This window comes from Pseudomonas sp. 1L-E-NC-VB-C3 (assembly GCF_057291535.1).
Genome location: NZ_JBXAWD010000004.1, coordinates 29,423 through 45,185 on the forward strand (window position 1 = coordinate 29,423; position 15,763 = coordinate 45,185).

At 60.9% G+C, this 15,763-nt stretch carries 16 protein-coding genes; 8 read left to right on the forward strand and 8 right to left on the reverse strand.

The annotated features are described in order from the left end of the window. Positions 1-38 precede the first annotated feature (38 nt). From AC0Z5Z_RS07930 to rpoE, 3 genes are read right to left on the reverse strand one after another with little or no spacing between them, the layout of a single operon-like run. On the reverse strand, positions 39-1,004 hold the full coding sequence (locus tag AC0Z5Z_RS07930; protein ID WP_122691665.1) for a MucB/RseB C-terminal domain-containing protein: 966 nt from the start codon (positions 1,002-1,004) through the stop codon (positions 39-41). 8 nt (positions 1,005-1,012) lie between these two features. After that, a complete protein-coding gene (locus AC0Z5Z_RS07935; RefSeq protein ID WP_008077804.1) occupies positions 1,013-1,600 on the reverse strand; it encodes a sigma-E factor negative regulatory protein in 588 nt (195 codons plus the stop codon). A 30-nt stretch (positions 1,601-1,630) separates the two neighbouring features. Next, entirely contained in the window at positions 1,631-2,212 is a 582-nt protein-coding gene (gene rpoE, locus AC0Z5Z_RS07940) for an RNA polymerase sigma factor RpoE/AlgU (RefSeq protein ID WP_003172477.1), read from the reverse strand. A 557-nt stretch (positions 2,213-2,769) separates the two neighbouring features. Here rpoE and nadB point away from each other — a divergent pair. Further along, positions 2,770-4,386, forward strand: a complete 1,617-nt coding sequence (nadB, locus tag AC0Z5Z_RS07945; RefSeq protein ID WP_150742396.1) for an L-aspartate oxidase — start codon at positions 2,770-2,772, stop codon at positions 4,384-4,386. Here the strand turns inward: nadB and AC0Z5Z_RS07950 are convergent. Next, on the reverse strand, positions 4,355-4,807 hold the full coding sequence (locus tag AC0Z5Z_RS07950) for a protein YgfX (RefSeq protein ID WP_095180600.1): 453 nt from the start codon (positions 4,805-4,807) through the stop codon (positions 4,355-4,357). The genes nadB and AC0Z5Z_RS07950 overlap by 32 nt on opposite strands. Further along, positions 4,791-5,045, reverse strand: a complete 255-nt coding sequence (locus tag AC0Z5Z_RS07955) for an FAD assembly factor SdhE (RefSeq protein WP_007911418.1) — start codon at positions 5,043-5,045, stop codon at positions 4,791-4,793. The genes AC0Z5Z_RS07950 and AC0Z5Z_RS07955 overlap by 17 nt, the downstream gene beginning before the upstream one ends. A 150-nt stretch (positions 5,046-5,195) precedes the next feature. On the opposite strand from AC0Z5Z_RS07955, the gene ygfZ reads away from it, so the two are divergent. Together ygfZ and AC0Z5Z_RS07965 are read left to right on the forward strand one after the other, a co-directional pair. After that, a complete protein-coding gene (gene ygfZ / locus AC0Z5Z_RS07960) occupies positions 5,196-6,137 on the forward strand; it encodes a CAF17-like 4Fe-4S cluster assembly/insertion protein YgfZ (RefSeq protein ID WP_485610941.1) in 942 nt (313 codons plus the stop codon). A 34-nt stretch (positions 6,138-6,171) separates the two neighbouring features. Continuing rightward, positions 6,172-6,993 carry an HDOD domain-containing protein gene (locus AC0Z5Z_RS07965; protein WP_016770675.1) on the forward strand — a complete coding sequence of 274 codons (822 nt, stop codon included), beginning with the start codon at positions 6,172-6,174 and terminating at the stop codon, positions 6,991-6,993. A 129-nt stretch (positions 6,994-7,122) separates the two neighbouring features. Here AC0Z5Z_RS07965 and AC0Z5Z_RS07970 read toward each other — a convergent pair whose 3' ends face one another. Then, positions 7,123-8,508, reverse strand: coding sequence for a sensor histidine kinase (locus AC0Z5Z_RS07970; protein ID WP_039760888.1), 1,386 nt, complete (start codon positions 8,506-8,508; stop codon positions 7,123-7,125). After that, a complete protein-coding gene (locus AC0Z5Z_RS07975) occupies positions 8,501-9,172 on the reverse strand; it encodes a response regulator (protein WP_024011992.1) in 672 nt (223 codons plus the stop codon). The genes AC0Z5Z_RS07970 and AC0Z5Z_RS07975 overlap by 8 nt, the downstream gene beginning before the upstream one ends. A 444-nt stretch (positions 9,173-9,616) precedes the next feature. On the opposite strand from AC0Z5Z_RS07975, the gene AC0Z5Z_RS07980 reads away from it, so the two are divergent. From AC0Z5Z_RS07980 to AC0Z5Z_RS07995, 4 genes are read left to right on the forward strand one after another with little or no spacing between them, the layout of a single operon-like run. Continuing rightward, the gene (locus AC0Z5Z_RS07980; protein WP_024011991.1) at positions 9,617-10,594 is read left to right on the forward strand and encodes a Bug family tripartite tricarboxylate transporter substrate binding protein; all 978 of its coding nucleotides are present in this window, start codon (positions 9,617-9,619) and stop codon (positions 10,592-10,594) included. Positions 10,595-10,649: 55 nt separating this feature from the next. Further along, positions 10,650-11,108, forward strand: coding sequence for a tripartite tricarboxylate transporter TctB family protein (locus AC0Z5Z_RS07985; RefSeq protein ID WP_095180598.1), 459 nt, complete (start codon positions 10,650-10,652; stop codon positions 11,106-11,108). Position 11,109: 1 nt separating this feature from the next. Next, positions 11,110-12,624 carry a tripartite tricarboxylate transporter permease gene (locus AC0Z5Z_RS07990; protein WP_016771277.1) on the forward strand — a complete coding sequence of 505 codons (1,515 nt, stop codon included), beginning with the start codon at positions 11,110-11,112 and terminating at the stop codon, positions 12,622-12,624. After that, a complete protein-coding gene (locus tag AC0Z5Z_RS07995) occupies positions 12,617-13,651 on the forward strand; it encodes an AbrB family transcriptional regulator (protein WP_056783516.1) in 1,035 nt (344 codons plus the stop codon). Before AC0Z5Z_RS07990 ends, AC0Z5Z_RS07995 begins: the two co-directional genes overlap by 8 nt. A 119-nt stretch (positions 13,652-13,770) precedes the next feature. Here AC0Z5Z_RS07995 and ung read toward each other — a convergent pair whose 3' ends face one another. Beyond that, a complete protein-coding gene (gene ung, locus AC0Z5Z_RS08000) occupies positions 13,771-14,463 on the reverse strand; it encodes a uracil-DNA glycosylase (protein ID WP_252877641.1) in 693 nt (230 codons plus the stop codon). A gap of 132 nt (positions 14,464-14,595) precedes the next feature. Here ung and AC0Z5Z_RS08005 point away from each other — a divergent pair, with 132 nt between their 5' ends. Then, positions 14,596-15,708, forward strand: coding sequence for an enoyl-CoA hydratase/isomerase family protein (locus tag AC0Z5Z_RS08005; RefSeq protein WP_252877640.1), 1,113 nt, complete (start codon positions 14,596-14,598; stop codon positions 15,706-15,708). The last annotated feature ends 55 nt before the right edge of the window (positions 15,709-15,763 follow it).

Consider the following 15,763-nt stretch of genomic DNA (forward strand, 5'->3'; position numbering starts at 1 on the left):
GACGTCTCGACGACGAGGTGGAAATGACTGAAATCAGCTCACTGCTTGCTGGTCGCAGCGCCATCGTTGTTACGCATCGATAGAGCAATTCGTTCGGCGGTGCCAATCGGGATTTCGCCAACCACCGTGACCATCATTTCACCTTGCGGTGTAGTCAAACGACGGGATACCGCGACGGTAGGGCCCAACTGGGTACGAGTATCGGTGACGGTTGCACCGTTCAACGGCTCAAGGAACACGGAGAAACGCGCCAGGCCATCGTCATACATCAGGCTGCTGACCTGGGTCTTGGTCTGCGCATCCTTGTGCGAACTGCTGCTGGTCAGCTCGAAGCCTGGCGGCAGCCAGTCCGAGCGCCAGTTTTGCACGGTCTTCGCCGCAGAAGCCTTGTCGCTTGCGATGTTGATCGGCTTGCAATCGGCGTCTGCCAGCAAATCCTTGTCCGACGGGATTTCATCGGTGTCGAGGCTGGTGAACTGAAAGCGCTCGAGCAATTGCCCTTTATCGTTCAACAGCAACGACTTGAGCGGCAGGCCGGTTTTCTTGTCCAGATGCAGCTCGAAACCGTATCGGTGCTGATCACGAGGGGTCAGCGACACGATCACTGCATCACGACCGGCCACGCGCGACTTGCCAATGACAGCAAGGTCATACCAATTCTTCAGCTTTTTGGGGTCCAGCGCACGGGCGGCAGCGTTGGGCGAGTCACCCAATCCCGCAATCAGGGTGCCGCTGACGCATTGAGTTCGTCCATCAATGCGCACGACTTCCTGAGCCGAACCGTCGAGCTGCAATAACCGCTCGCGGACCTGGCCATTCTGGACACGGTGCCAGATGTTGTGCGTGGAAAAACTGCCGTTGCGCTCGTAAACGAAAGTACCGTGAAAGCTTTGCTGCTGCTCGGCCTGGCCCAGACGGGTCAACCAGTCCTGGGCCTCGTCAGCGTGGGCTGGAACGATGAACCAGCCACTGAGCAGAAGCGAAAGTAGAGGGATGGCGCGCATGATCCTCCTTAACGGTTTTCCAGGCTTGCGGCACGTGCGTATGGCAGCGCGCTTTCAGTTCCTTTGAGTGCAGCCTGCTGAGCGTGCTGACGCAGATAGCCTGGCAGACGCTGATCATGCCAGCCTGGCTGTCCTTGCAGAACGCCGTTAGCCATAGGACCAGTCGCTTCCGAGCTTTCGCTGTAACCAGCCAGAACTGCCGGACCTTTGACCTGTGGAGTGGCCAGAGTAGGCTGATTCGACTGCTGGGCCAGTTCAACACCAGCGATTTCGTCCTGGTTGTACAGGCGAACACCGGCCAGAACGGCCACGGTTACCGAAGCGGCAACAGCGAGGCGACCCAGGTTGCGCCATGGGCTGCGGGATACTTTGGCCGGAGCCGTTTCGTCTTCCAGCGCAGCGGACACTGCCGCAGCGATATCCAGACGCGGAAGCAGCAGATCCTTGTGCATGGCTGCCCGAGCGATCTGGTAACGAGCCCAGGTCTCACGGGTATCAACATCATCCAGTGCGCTAAGCACTCGACGCAATTCCAGTTCGTCCGCTTCGTTATCCATCACTGCGGACAGCGATTCCTGCAGGGCTTCACGACTCATGGCGTTCCTCTCTTGGCTGTCGCCGCTGTCTCAGTTTTCCTGCAACAACGGTTGCAGGGCTTTGTCGATGGCCTCCCGAGCGCGGAAAATCCGGGAGCGCACGGTACCCACCGGACACTGCATGACGCTCGCAATGTCCTCGTAACTCAGACCATCGAATTCACGTAAAGTTAAAGCCGTACGCAAATCCTCTGGCAGTTGCTGGATGGTCCGATGGACGGTGCCTTCGATCTCATCCCGCAGCAATGCACGCTCTGGTGATTCGAGATCCTTGAGGCCGTGATCGCCATCGTAGAACTCTGCATCCTCCGAACTTACATCGCTATCCGGCGGCCGACGGCCGCGGGAAACCAGGTAGTTCTTTGCCGTGTTAATGGCAATACGGTACAGCCACGTATAAAACGCACTGTCACCGCGGAAATTTCCAAGTGCCCGATACGCCTTGATAAAGGCTTCCTGAGCAACGTCCTGGGCTTCATGGGTGTCGTGCACAAAACGCACGATCAACCCGAGAATTTTGTGCTGATATTTCAGCACCAGCAGATCGAAAGCTCGCTTGTCGCCACGCTGTACGCGTTCGACCAGCTGCTGATCCTCTTCCTGGGTTAGCATGAACACTCCTCGATAAGCCCGGAGGAGACTTGCATTACTAAACGACCAGACTTGCAAACATAGACTCGGGCTTTTCGCAAAAGTTCTCCCCCTCCAAGCAAGTTTCCTGCGGGCTCTGATTTGGCACGCACGAAAAACGCAGCGCGGGATAAACCGGCTGCGCGAATAATCTTGTTATCGGTTTCGCCGGCAGGAATCCAAACGCAGATTCCGCACTGAAGCCGACACTGTCCCTGGTTTCTGGCACCGTCTATTGATCTTGGGCCTTTGGCAAAAGTTCCAATTATTTATAGCCGTACCCACCTGACATTGCGCAACCCTGCTCGGAAAAGACTGTTTCAGCGCCGATACAGGTGTCATTTTTCAAAACCGATGAAAAAAACTTCCGACGAAGCACAGCGCTTTTTACTGCGCAGTAGTCTCACAATGCCATCTGGGCCTGGCTATTGTGCCGCCCAACCCCTCTATATACTAGTGGGCTGTGTGGCTGTCTTGACTCGCCGATCCAGCTGTCTTGCGCCAACCCCGACCCGGGTCGCTTTGAGCGGAATCCTGAAATGAGCCAACAGTTCCAACACGATGTTCTGGTGATTGGCAGCGGTGCTGCCGGTTTGACTCTCGCTTTGACCTTGCCCGGTCATCTGCGCATTGCCGTATTGAGCAAGGGCGACCTCGCCAACGGTTCGACATTCTGGGCCCAGGGTGGCGTTGCCGCCGTGCTCGACGATACCGATACTGTCGAATCCCACGTCGACGACACCCTCAACGCTGGCGGCGGCTTGTGTCACGAAGACGCTGTGCGTTTCACCGTCGAGCACAGCCGCGAAGCCATCCAATGGCTGATTGACCAGGGTGTGCCGTTCACCCGCGACGAACAGTCCGGCACTGAAGATGGTGGTTTCGAATTTCACCTGACACGCGAAGGCGGCCACAGTCATCGGCGCATCATCCATGCTGCAGACGCCACCGGTGCCGCGATCTTCAAAACCTTGCTGGCCCAGGCCAAAGAGCGTGAAAACATCGAATTGCTGGAACAGCGCGTCGCCGTCGATCTGATCACCGAACGCCGCTTGGGCATGGAAGGCGATCGTTGCCTGGGCGCTTACGTGCTGAACCGCGCCACGGGCGAAGTCGACACCTACGGCGCACGTTTCGTGATTCTGGCTTCGGGCGGCGCGGCCAAGGTCTACCTTTATACCAGCAACCCCGACGGCGCCTGCGGTGACGGCATCGCCATGGCCTGGCGCTCCGGTTGCCGGGTGGCGAACCTGGAATTCAACCAGTTCCATCCGACCTGTCTGTATCACCCGCAGGCCAAAAGCTTCCTCATCACCGAGGCCCTGCGTGGCGAGGGCGCGCATTTGAAGCTGCCCAACGGCGAGCGCTTCATGTATCGCTTCGACAAACGCGCCGAGCTGGCGCCTCGTGACATCGTCGCGCGGGCCATCGACCATGAGATGAAGCGCCTGGGTGTCGACTGCGTATATCTCGACATCAGCCACAAGCCTGAATCGTTCGTAAAAACTCACTTCCCGACTGTTTATGAACGCTGCCTGGGCTTCGGCATCGACATCACCAAACAACCGATCCCGGTGGTTCCCGCCGCGCACTACACCTGTGGCGGAGTGATGGTCGATCAGCACGGTCGCACCGACGTGCCTGGCCTCTACGCCATCGGCGAAACCAGCTTCACCGGCCTGCACGGCGCCAATCGCATGGCCAGCAACTCACTCCTGGAATGCTTCGTTTATGCCCGTTCGGCAGCGGCGGACATTCTCGCGCAACTTGATGAGGTCGCGGCGCCAAACGCCCTGCCCGCTTGGGACGCCAGCCAGGTCACCGACTCGGATGAAGACGTGATCATCGCGCACAACTGGGACGAGTTGCGCCGATTCATGTGGGACTACGTCGGCATCGTGCGCACCAACAAGCGCTTGCAACGGGCGCAGCACCGGGTGCGTCTGCTGCTGGATGAGATCGATGAGTTTTACAGCAACTATAAAGTCAGCCGCGACCTGATCGAGCTGCGCAATCTGGCACAGGTTGCCGAATTGATGATCAGCTCAGCCATGGAACGCAAGGAAAGTCGCGGGCTGCACTACACCCTCGACTATCCGGATATGCTGCCCGAAGCGCTCGACACTATTCTGGTGCCGCCCACCTACGCCGGCTGAACTTGAGCCGCACTCGCAGGCGTCGGTGCAGATCCGCCGCCTGCGAGTCACGTGGTACGCAGATCGACCTGACCCGCCACTCTCCGCGCAAACGAAAGCGCAACACCACAATCAATGGCAGCGCCAGACTGTCCGGGCGCAGTTGCACCGCTTGCCAGCCATCAGCCTGATTCCAGACCTGCCAGCCATCGCCATCGCGGCGCAAGCCGCAGAATGCTTTCGGGTGGTTCAGCAGAATCTGCCGTGGCAGCACCCAAAAACCATGCAGCGCACAGACGCAAGCGCCGAGCAGACTGGCCCAGAGTGGAATCGACAGAAGAAACAACGAGCCCATGGCGAACGCCTGGGCCAACAGATACGCCGCCAGCAACTGCCGTGAGGCATGCCAGCGGCATTCGAACGTATTACTTGGGCTGGACACGATCCAGAATCATCCGGACCATGCGTTGCAGCTCGGGATCTTCCGACTCGCTGCGCTCCATGAACCAGCCGAACATGTCCTGATCCTCACAGGTCAGCAAACGCACGTACAGATCGCGATCCACTTGATTCAACGTCGCGTAAACCTCCTGCACGAACGGCACCAGCAGCACGTCAAGCTCAAGCATGCCGCGACGGCTGTGCCAAAAGAGGCGATTCAGTTCAACTTGTTCGACCATGGAGCCCTCCTCGAATTTGCCGGGCAGTATACAGCCCCGGCGCGGGCCGCACAGTCGGCTTTGGTCGGGCACCCGTAATCCTTTATCAACTACCCATTTCAACCCTGCCCCCTTATGATGTGCCCCAGTCTATTTACCCTGCGATGACCCATGGCCGATTCTGCTTTTTTCTGCACCCTGTCTCATGAAGGCGTACTCGCGGTTCGCGGTGCGGACGCCGGAAAATTCCTGCAAGGCCAGTTGACCTGCAACATCAATTACCTGAGCGACACCCGCGCCAGCCTTGGCGCCCGCTGCACACAGAAAGGCCGGATGCAGTCGAGCTTCCGCATCCTGCTTGAAGGTGACGGCGTGGTGATGGCGATGGCCAGCGAGCTGCTCGAACCGCAACTGGCCGACCTGAAAAAGTACGCGGTGTTCTCCAAATCGAAACTGACCGACGAAAGCGCCGCCTGGGTGCGCTTCGGTCTGGCGCATGGCGACGCAGCCCTGACCAGCCTCGGTCTGGCACTGCCCGCCGAAACCGACAGCGTTGTGCGCAACGAAGGCCTGATCGCAATTCGCGTTTCGCCCGAGCGCGCCGAACTCTGGGTGTCTGCCGCTCAGGCGCCAAACATTCAAAGCCGACTGTCCGCCACGCTGGCTGAGGGCGAACTGAATCAATGGCTGCTGGGCCAGATCCGCGCCGGTATCGGCCAGGTCATGCCTTCCACCCGCGAGCTGTTTATCCCGCAGATGCTCAATTTGCAGGCGGTCGGCGGCGTGAGCTTCAAGAAAGGTTGCTACACCGGCCAGGAAATCGTCGCGCGCATGCAGTATCTGGGCAAGCTCAAGCGGCGCCTGTACCGCCTGCGCCTCGACGCGGCCGAGTTGCCGGAGCCCGGCACTCAGTTGTTCGCGCCCAGCCACAACAGCTCGATCGGCGAAGTGGTGCTGGCGGCCAATGCCGAGGGAAACATTGAACTCCTGGCCGTGTTGCAGGCCGAAGCTGCCGAAGCCGGTGATTTGCGTCTGGGCGCCCTCGAAGGCCCCGCGTTGCACGTGCTCGACCTGCCTTACGAACTGGATCGCGACCGCGAAATCCAGCGTTGATCGCAGCATTGTTGCAACACCCTAGAGAGTCCAAATGAGCGAACTGGCGGAAAAGGTCCAACAGGATTTGGTTGCGGCCATCGATAACGATGACCTGGTTCTGCCAACGTTGCCGGAAGTGGCCCTGCAGATTCGCAAGGCCGCCGAGGATCCGGAAATCAGCGTCAGCGATCTGAGCAAAGTCATCGGCCGCGACACCGCGCTGTCGGCGCGCCTGATCAAAGTGGTCAACAGTCCGCTGCTGCGCGCTGCGCAGGAAGTCACCGACCTGCACACCGCCATTACCCGTTTGGGCATCAACTACAGCAGCAACCTGGCGATCGGTCTAGTGATGGAGCAGATCTTCAATGCCCGCTCCGAAGTGGTCGAACAGAAGATGCGCGAAGTCTGGCGCAGCAGTCTGGAAATCGCTGGCGTCAGCTATGCGCTGTGTCGTCGCCACACCCAGCTCAAACCCGATCAGGCGGCACTCGGCGGGTTGGTGCATCAGATTGGCGTGCTGCCGATTCTGACTTACGCCGAAGACCACAATGAACTGCTCTCGGATGCGGTCAGCCTGACCCATGTGATCGAGCAGATTCACCCATTGCTGGGCGAGAAATTGCTGCGGGTCTGGGAGTTTCCCGAGCGCCTGGTGCATTTGCCGTTGCTGTATCAAGACTTCAGCCGCGACTCGACGCGCATCGATTACGTCGATGTCGTGCAAGTGGCCAATTTGTATTGCCGCAAGGACACCGATCATCCGTTTGCGCGGATTGACCCGTTTAGCGTGCCGGCGTTCAGGAAGCTGGGGATTGATCCGGAGAACAAGCAGTTCTGCGCGGATCTGGAAGAATCGCGGTCGATGTTCTACTGACCTGCGGTGAGGGGATTTATCCCCGTTGGGTTGCGAAGCGACCCTAGACTCTGCGATCCGAACCGCGACTGCTGCGCAGCCGAGCGGGGATAAATCCCCTCGCCACAAAAACCCCTGGTCACAAAAGTATTACCCGGCAATAAAGCTGACCCGCACCTTCAACCCTGCCTGCTCGCCATCATGCAAGGTGATCTGCGCCAGATGCGCGCGACAGATCTCGCCGACAATCGCCAAGCCCAGACCTGAGCCGGCGACCTGCTGATTACGCCGGTAAAACCGCTCGAACACCCGATCGCGCTCATGCAGCGGGATCCCGGGCCCGTCGTCCTCAACCTCAAGCACCGCCGGCGCCGTCACCCGCAAAATCACATTGCCGCCTGGTGGCGTATGCGCCAGCGCGTTGTCGACCAGATTGCTCAACAGTTCGTTGAGCAAGGTCGGTTCACCACGCAGCCACACCGGTTCATCCGCCTCCAGCGCCAACGCCACACCCCGTTTGTGCGCCAAAGGCGCCATGGCCATGCCCAGCTCTCGGGCCAATTGACTCAGATCGAGCAACTGCGCGCCGCCCTCGGCAATCGCCCGCGCACCGTTTTCGACCCGGGCCAGCGACAGCAGCTGATTGGCCAGATGGGTCAGGCGATCGGTGCTTTGTGCGGATGACTCAAGGGTGGTGCGCCAGGTTTCCGGTTCGTTTGAGCGCAGGCCCAATTCCAGGCGTGCCTTGAGTGCCGCCAGCGGCGTGCGCAACTCGTGAGCGGCATCGGCGATGAACTGCGCCTGCCGCTCGAACTGGCCGCGTAGCCTTTCGGTGAAATGATTGAGCGCGCGGACCAAGGGTCCCAGTTCATGCTGCACTTCCACCAACGGCAGTGGCCGCAAGTCGTCGGGCTGGCGTTCCTCAACGGCGGTTCTTAACCGCTCCAGCGGGCGCAACGCCGCACTCACCGCGAACCACACCAGCAACAATGCGCCCACGGCCAGCATGCCCAGGCGCAGCAACGTATCGGCCGCCAGACTGCGCGCCATGCTGACCCGCGCTTCGTCGGTTTCAGCCACGCGGATCTCCGCCATGCCGTTCATGTTCGGCTCGCTTACGGCCTTGAGCAGGCTGACCACGCGCACGTTCTGGCCGTTGTACTTCGCGTTGTAAAAGCGCGCCAGCGCCGGATAGCTGTCGGTGCGCGGCGTGCCGGGCGGTGGCCCGGGAAGATTTTCGTAGCCGGAAATCAGCTTCTGGTGAATGTCGTTGACCTGGTAATAGATGCGCCCGGCGCTGTCGTAGGCGAAGGTGTCCAGCGCCACGTAAGGCACATCGGCGCTGAGGCTGCCATCGCGCTGCGACAACCCGGCAGCGATGGTGCGTGCCGAGGCCAGCAGCGTGCGGTCATACGCGGTGTCGGCGGCTTCGCGACCGTTCCAGTAAGCACTCAAGCCGCTGGCGAGCATCAGCACCACCAGCAACCATCCAAGGTTCCACAGCAACCGCCAGCGCAGGCTGCTGGGCTTATGCATCGCGGCTTTCCAGCAGATAGCCGAGGCCACGGAAGGTGACGATGGCCACGGGCTGGCCATCGAGTTTCTTGCGCAAGCGGTGCACGTAGATTTCGATGGCGTCGGGGCTGGCTTCTTCGTCGAGGCCGAACACCTGCGCGGCCAGTTGTTCCTTGCTCATCACTCGCCCCGGCCGCGCGATCAACGCTTCGAGAACGGCTTGCTCGCGCGAGGTGAGGGTCAGCAGTTCGTCGCCGAGGGTGAAGCGCCGCGTATCGAGGTCGTAAGCCAGCACACCACAGCGCTGCTGACGCTCGCCGCCGAGGACACTGCGGCGCAGCAAGGCTTTGACCCGCGCTTCCAGTTCCGTCAGTTCGAACGGCTTGGCCAGGTAGTCGTCAGCACCGAGATTGAGGCCATGCACGCGATCCTTGACGTCGCTGCGCGCGGTCAGCATCAACACCGGCAGGTTTTTGCCGCGAGCACGCAGCCGCGCCAGCACCTCGAAACCGTCCATGCGCGGCAGACCGACATCGAGGATCGCCACGGCGTATTCCTCGCTGCCCAACGCCAGGTCGGCAGCTACGCCATCGTGCAACACATCCACCGTCAGACCGGTGCTCTTGAGCGCCTGAGCCACGCTTTCGGCCAGTTGCAAATGGTCTTCGACGAGCAGGACACGCATGGATTTTTACCTCGTTCAGGGTTGGCCGACGCCACGCTTTGTCGCGGAGTTTACAGCCGCAACCGCCGCTGTGAAGCCCGAAAACCGTGAAAGACAACTGAAAGGTTGTTGAAAGGTTAGCCGGTTAGAGTCGGCCCACGGACAGTTTCGACTGTCGCCGCTGCCGCCACACAGCGCAACGCAAAACGCCATGAAGCGTTTTCGACTCATAAGAACAATAACGGAGTACCCCAGCATGCCCTCCATGCGCACCGAGGCTGTAATGCCTGCTCGCCTAGCTCGATTCCACCGTTGCACCGTCGGCTTCTCGCCGCAGTCCTGTTTCCCCTCCGTTGTTTCAGTCGTTGCGCGCGCGCCGCGAGAAAACTGCGCCTGCCGCTAGGTTTTCGCGTTGCCCTTTGGTCATTCGGTCCATCCATAACAACAACTCCTCTGGAGACTCAAATGAACGTATCACTGCGTAAAGTTGCTCTCGCCGCTGGCGCGATGCTGTTTGCCGGCCAACTCATGGCCGAGCCGAAACGTCCGGAATGCATCGCCCCCGCCTCCCCCGGCGGTGGTTTCGACCTGACCTGCAAACTGGTGCAGAGCGCACTGGTCAACCAGAAGTTGCTGAGCAAGCCGATGCGCGTCACCTACATGCCCGGCGGTGTCGGCGCGGTGGCGTACAACGCGGTGGTCGCGCAACGTCCGGCGGATGCCGGCACGCTGGTGGCGTGGTCGAGCGGTTCGCTGCTGAACCTGGCCCAGGGCAAGTTCGGTCGCTTCGATGAAACCAACGTGCGCTGGCTCGCGGCCGTCGGCACCAGCTACGGTGCCATCGCAGTGAAAAGCGATTCGCCCTACAAGACCCTCGATGATCTCGTTCAGGCGTTGAAGAAAGATCCAGGCTCGGTGGTTATCGGCTCCGGCGGCACCGTCGGCAGCCAGGACTGGATGCAGACCGCACTGATCGCCAAGGCCGCCGGCATCAACCCGCGCGAGCTGCGTTATGTGGCACTCGAAGGCGGCGGTGAAATCGCCACGGCTCTGCTCGGCGGTCACATCCAGGTCGGCAGTACCGACATCTCCGACTCCATGCCGCACATCCAGAGCGGTGACATGCGTCTGCTCGCGGTGTTCTCGGACAAGCGTCTCGACGAACCGGAAATGAAGGACATCCCGACCGCTCGCGAGCAAGGCTACGACATCGTCTGGCCGGTGGTGCGCGGCTTCTACCTCGGGCCAAAAGTCAGCGACGAAGACTACGCCTGGTGGAAAGACTCGTTCGACAAACTGCTGGCTTCCGACGAGTTCGCCAAGCTGCGCGATCAGCGTGAGCTGTTCCCGTTCGCCATGACCGGCCCGGAACTGGACACCTACGTGAAGAAGCAGGTCGCCGACTACAAAGTGCTGGCCAAAGAGTTCGGCCTGATCCAGTGATCGTCTCTGTCTAGTGGCTGCGTCTCCTACGCGGGGACGCAGCACAGGAGCTCCCATGCTTATTCAACGCATTTTCGCCTCGGTGTTGCTGCTGGTGTGTGCCGGCCTGGCACTGATGGCGTGGCCGTACCAAGCGGCTTTTTCCTATGAACCCGTCGGCCCACGCGCCTTTCCGCTGCTGATGCTCGGCCTGATGGGGCTGGCGCTGCTGTACATGGTGGTTCGCCCGGCCCCCATCAAACACAACCCGGATGAGCCGCCGCTGGATCGCGAAACCCTGACCAAGATCGGTCTGTGCGTGGTGTTGCTGCTGGTGTTTGCCGGCACCTTCGAACCCCTTGGCTTCATCGTGGCCAGCATCATTACCGGCGTACCGATGGCCCGTCTCTATGGCGGCCGCTGGCTGCCGAGCGTGGTCATCATCAGCCTGATGGCGGTTGGTCTCTATCTGCTGTTCGATCGCTTGATGGATGTTCCGCTGCCCCTCGGCCTGCTCAGCGTCCTGGAGAACTGATATGGATACCCTTGGCTATTTGGGTCAGGGCTTCGGCGTCGCGCTGAGCCCGTACAACCTGGTGACCGCCCTGTGCGGCACCCTGATCGGCACCGTCGTCGGCCTGTTGCCGGGCCTTGGTCCGATCAATGGCGTGGCGTTGCTGATTCCGATCGCGTTCGCGCTCGGCCTGCCGCCGGAGTCGGCGCTGATCCTGCTCGCGGCGGTGTATCTGGGCTGCGAATACGGTGGCCGGATCAGCTCGATCCTGCTGAACATTCCGGGTGAAGCTTCCACCGTCATGACCACCCTCGACGGCTACCCGATGGCTCGTAAAGGTATGGCCGGTGTCGCGCTGTCACTGTCGGCGTGGAGTTCGTTCATCGGCGCGTTCATCGCCACCTGCGGCATGGTGCTGTTTGCGCCGCTGCTGGCGAAATGGGCGATTGCCTTCGGACCGGCGGAATACTTCGTGTTGATGGTGTTCGCGATTGTCTGTCTCGGCGGCATGGCTGGTGATCGACCGTTGAAGACCTTTATTGCGGCGCTGATCGGCCTGTTCCTTTCCACCGTCGGCATCGACGCCAACAGTGGCGTGTACCGTTTCACCGGCGACAACATTCACCTGACCGACGGCATCCAGTTCGTGGTGCTGGTGCTGGGTCTGTTCTCGATCAGCGAAATCCTCCTGCTGCTGGAAAAGACCCACCACGGCCAGGAAGCGGTGAAAGCCACCGGCCGGATGATGTTCAACTTCAAGGAAGCGGCGTCGGTTTTCGTCGTCAACGTGCGCTGCGGCGTGCTCGGTTTCATCATGGGCGTGCTGCCCGGTGCCGGCGCAACGCTCGCCAGTGCCGTGGCCTACATGACCGAGAAGCGCATCGCTGGCACCAGCGGCAAATTCGGTGAAGGTGATCCGCGTGGTCTGGCCGCGCCAGAGACCGCAATCGGCGGCGCGGCGTGCGGCGCTCTCGTTCCGATGCTGACCCTCGGCGTTCCGGGTTCGGGCACAACTGCGGTGATGATCGGCGCGCTGTCGCTGTACAACATCACCCCGGGTCCACTGCTGTTCCAACAGCAACCGGACATCGTCTGGGGTCTGATCGCGTCGTTGTTCATCGCCAACGTGATGCTGGTGATCCTCAACATCCCGATGATCCGCGTATTCACCCGCATCCTCGCCGTGCCGAACTGGGCGCTGGTGCCGATCATCGCGATCATCACCGGGATCGGCGTTTACGCGGTGCACGCGACCACCTTCGATCTGTTCCTGATGATCGGTATCGGCATCTTCGGTTACATCCTGCGCAAGCTGGATTTCCCGCTGTCGCCGCTGCTGCTGGGCTTCATCCTCGGTGGCCTGATGGAGCAGAACCTGCGTCGCGCGCTGTCGATCTCCAATGGCGCGTTGGAGATTCTCTGGTCGAGTCCGATCACCTTCGGTTGCTGGATCCTCACCGCGATCATGCTGCTGATGCCGCTGATTCGCATCTGGCGTAAACGTTCGGCGGCACGGCGCGTCATTGCCGATGTTTGATCGCTTGTCCCTGAAAGCCTGGTGGGGCACCCCGCTGGTCGGTCTGCTTGGCGGTTTCATCGCCAGTCAGATCGGCTGGCCGCTACCGTGGATGGTCGGCTCGTTGCTGGCGATCATCCTGGTGCGCTGCCTGACGCCGTGGCAACTGGCGGAAATCCCTGGCGGGCGCAAGTGCGGCCAGTGGATCGTCGGCATCGGTATCGGCCTGCACTTCACCCCGCTGGTGATGGAACAGGTGCTCAGTCATTTCGGTTTGATTTTCTTCGGTGCATTGGTCACCAGCCTGTCGGCGGTGGTCGGCGTATGGCTGATGCGCCGCACCGGCGAGGATCGCGCCACGGCGTTTTTCTCAAGCATGCCCGGTGGTTCCGGGGAGATGGTCAACCTCGGCGCGCGTAACGGTGCACTGCTCAGCCATGTCGCGGCCGGGCAGAGTCTGCGGGTGTTGGTGGTGGTGTTGTGCGTGCCGGCGGCGTTCAAGTATCTGCTCGGTGACGGCACGCCGATTTCTCACGCCGGCAGCGTCGATTGGCGCTGGCTGGCAATTCTGTTTCCGGCGGGCGCCCTGCTCGCCTGGCTCTGGCAGCGTCTGCGCCAACCCAATCCATGGCTGTTCGGGCCGTTACTGGTCAGTGCAGCGGTCAGCATCACCTGGGATCTGCACATCGGTTTGCCCAATGGCGGCAGTCAGATCGGCCAATGGCTGATTGGCAGCGGCCTGGGCTGTCACTTCAATCGGCAGTTCTTCCGCCGCGCGCCGTCGTTCATGGGCCGGACGTTGATCGGCACGGCGCTGACCATGTTGATCGCGTCGCTGGCGGCGCTGGGCTTGAGTGCATTGACCCATCTGGATCTGCGTTCGCTGACCCTGGGCATGATGCCCGGCGGGATCGCCGAGATGAGCCTGACGGCGGAGACCCTGCAACTGTCGGTGCCGCTGGTGACGGCGATGCAGGTGATGCGGCTGTTGTTTGTGCTGTTTCTGGCGGAGCCGTTGTTCAAGTACTGGAATCGTCATCCCGCCTAAGTCTGCGAGATCGGGTCGCTCTTTTCGCGAGCAGGCTCGCTCCCACAGGGGGTTTGTGGCTTGCACACAATTCCTGTGGGAGCGAGCCTGCTCGCGAAGGGGCCAACCCGGTCGACACATCAAATCGGTGGCAAGCGCCAGTCGATCGGCGTTTCGCCATTCTGTTCGAGAAACTTGTTGGTCCGGCTGAAATGCCCACAGCCCAAAAACCCGCGATAGGCCGACAACGGCGACGGATGCACCGAGGTCAGCACCAGGTGCTTGGTCGCGTCGATCAGCTTCTGCTTGCTCTGCGCATGGGCGCCCCAGAGCATGAACACCAGATGCGGCTGCCGTTCGCTGACCACCTCAATGATGCGGTCGGTGAAGTGTTGCCAGCCCTTGTCCTTGTGCGCGTTGGCGTTGGCGCGCTCAACCGTCATGGTGGTGTTGAGCAGCAGCACGCCCTGTTCGGCCCAGCTCTGCAGGTAGCCGTGGTTGGGAATGTCGATATTGAGGTCGCGTTTCAGCTCTTTATAGATGTTGACCAGCGACGGCGGCGCCGGCACGCCCGGTTGCACCGAGAAACACAGACCGTGGGCCTGGCCCGGGCCGTGGTACGGGTCCTGGCCGAGGATCACCACTTTCACCTTGTCCAGCGGCGTTGAGTTCAGTGCGTTGAAAATCAGCGGTCCCGGCGGATAGATCTCCTTGCCGGCTGCCCGCTCCTGCTGCAGAAAGCTGCGCAACTCTGCCATGTAAGGCTGGTCGAACTCAGCACGCAGTGCCTCCTTCCAGCTCGGTTCGAGTTTGATACGGTCGTCAGCAGTCATGGTCATTTCCGGCAAAAACAATGGGGCGAACCCTAGGAAAGCCGACCACGCTTGTCAATTGATCTGACGCAGATCCGGCACTTTCCCCCATAGCGATCATACTGATCGCTCAAATTTCCGATCGAGGTCACGATGAATCTGCACTTCGAAGAACTTACCGGCACCGACGGCGCACGCATCGGCATCGCCAGCCTGGATGCCGAAAAATCGTTGAACGCGCTGTCACTGTCGATGATCAACGCCCTCAGCGACAAATTGAACGCCTGGGCCAATGACCCGCAAATCGTCTGCGTGCTGCTGCGCGGCAACGGCGCCAAAGCCTTCTGCGCCGGCGGTGAGGTGCGCAGCCTGGTCGAAGCCTGCCGCGCTCACCCCGGCGAAGTCCCGCCGTTGGCCGCGCAGTTTTTCAGCGCGGAATATCGCCTCGATTACAGCCTGCATACCTATCCCAAGCCGCTGATCTGCTGGGGTCACGGTTATGTGCTCGGTGGCGGCATGGGTCTGCTGCAGGGCGCGAGCACGCGGATCGTCACGCCGAGCAGCCGTCTGGCGATGCCGGAAATCACTATTGGACTGTATCCGGACGTCGGCGCCAGTTGGTTTCTCGCCCGATTGCCGGGCAAGCTCGGCTTGTTTCTCGGCCTGACCGGCGCGCACATCAACGGCCGTGATGCACTGGATCTGGATCTGGCCGACCGTTTCCTGCTCGACGAACAGCAACCGCAATTGATCGAAGGCTTGCTGCAATTGAACTGGCAGGAACAGACCGCCATGCAGCTCAACAGCCTGCTCAAGGCTCTGCAGCAGGAGGCACTTGAGCAAATGCCCGAAGCGCAGTGGCTGCCGCGTCGCCAGCTGATCGACGAACTGCTCGATGTCAGCGACGTCACCTGTGCGTGGAAAGCCATCAGTCTGCACCTCGACAGCAGCGATCCATTGATCGCCCGAGCGGCGAAAACCATGACCGAGGGCTCGCCGCTGACCGCGCATCTGGTTTGGGAACAGATCAGCCGCGCGCGGCACATGTCGCTGGCCGAAGTATTCCAGATGGAATACACCCTGAGCCTCAATTGCTGCCGTCATCCGGAATTCAGCGAAGGCGTGCGTGCGCGGTTGATCGACAAGGATCAGAAGCCGCACTGGCACTGGCCGGATATCAGTAGCGTGCCGGATGCGGTGGTCGAGGCACACTTTCATAAAGTCTGGGAGGGACGGCATCCGTTGGCGGATCTGACCCAGTATTGAGGTGACGCGAGGCCCGCTATGGCGACTGAATTGCCATCGCGGGCCGGCTCAATCG

Coding starts and splice junctions, on each gene's coding strand:
- AC0Z5Z_RS07935 (WP_008077804.1), bottom strand. CDS start 1,600: ATGAGTCGTGAAGCCCTGCAGGAATCGCTGTCCGCAGTGATGGATAAC.
- AC0Z5Z_RS07970 (WP_039760888.1), bottom strand. CDS start 8,508: ATGCATAAGCCCAGCAGCCTGCGCTGGCGGTTGCTGTGGAACCTTGGA.
- rpoE (WP_003172477.1), bottom strand. CDS start 2,212: ATGCTAACCCAGGAAGAGGATCAGCAGCTGGTCGAACGCGTACAGCGT.
- AC0Z5Z_RS07965 (WP_016770675.1), top strand. CDS start 6,172: ATGAGCGAACTGGCGGAAAAGGTCCAACAGGATTTGGTTGCGGCCATC.
- AC0Z5Z_RS08005 (WP_252877640.1), top strand. CDS start 14,596: ATGAATCTGCACTTCGAAGAACTTACCGGCACCGACGGCGCACGCATC.
- ygfZ (WP_485610941.1), top strand. CDS start 5,196: ATGGCCGATTCTGCTTTTTTCTGCACCCTGTCTCATGAAGGCGTACTC.
- ung (WP_252877641.1), bottom strand. CDS start 14,463: ATGACTGCTGACGACCGTATCAAACTCGAACCGAGCTGGAAGGAGGCA.
- AC0Z5Z_RS07990 (WP_016771277.1), top strand. CDS start 11,110: ATGGATACCCTTGGCTATTTGGGTCAGGGCTTCGGCGTCGCGCTGAGC.
- AC0Z5Z_RS07955 (WP_007911418.1), bottom strand. CDS start 5,045: ATGGTCGAACAAGTTGAACTGAATCGCCTCTTTTGGCACAGCCGTCGC.
- nadB (WP_150742396.1), top strand. CDS start 2,770: ATGAGCCAACAGTTCCAACACGATGTTCTGGTGATTGGCAGCGGTGCT.
- AC0Z5Z_RS07985 (WP_095180598.1), top strand. CDS start 10,650: ATGCTTATTCAACGCATTTTCGCCTCGGTGTTGCTGCTGGTGTGTGCC.
- AC0Z5Z_RS07980 (WP_024011991.1), top strand. CDS start 9,617: ATGAACGTATCACTGCGTAAAGTTGCTCTCGCCGCTGGCGCGATGCTG.
- AC0Z5Z_RS07995 (WP_056783516.1), top strand. CDS start 12,617: ATGTTTGATCGCTTGTCCCTGAAAGCCTGGTGGGGCACCCCGCTGGTC.
- AC0Z5Z_RS07975 (WP_024011992.1), bottom strand. CDS start 9,172: ATGCGTGTCCTGCTCGTCGAAGACCATTTGCAACTGGCCGAAAGCGTG.
- AC0Z5Z_RS07930 (WP_122691665.1), bottom strand. CDS start 1,004: ATGCGCGCCATCCCTCTACTTTCGCTTCTGCTCAGTGGCTGGTTCATC.